Annotated in this window: 1 protein-coding gene; it reads left to right on the forward strand. The window is 64.4% G+C overall.

Features of this window, described 5'->3' with window-relative positions; translation table 11 throughout:
- The coding region (locus SB753_RS36580; protein ID WP_410805007.1) for a PAS domain-containing protein at window positions 1–281 on the forward strand (281 nt) is incomplete at both ends.

Genomic DNA, 281 nt, shown 5'->3' on the forward strand with positions numbered 1-281 from the left:
ACGCTGGCTCATCAGTTTCCCTCTGACGAAGCACCGTTGTCCGCCATGCTGTCGCACTTCCGGCAGCTCGAGCCCGTATTCGACGCGCTGCCCGACGTCGTTTTCTTCGTGAAGGACGCCGACGCGCGTTACGCGCTCGTGAACCGCACGCTCGCTTCGCGCTGCGGCTTCAAGGAGAAAACGGCGCTGCTCGGCAAGACCGCCGAGGACGTGTTTCCGCGCCGCTTCGGCCGCATCTACACGGCGCAGGACGAGGGCGTGATCCACGTCGGCAATCAGAT

The sequence above is a fragment of the Paraburkholderia sp. SIMBA_053 genome, from assembly GCF_046534895.1.
GTDB lineage: Bacteria > Pseudomonadota > Gammaproteobacteria > Burkholderiales > Burkholderiaceae > Paraburkholderia > Paraburkholderia caledonica.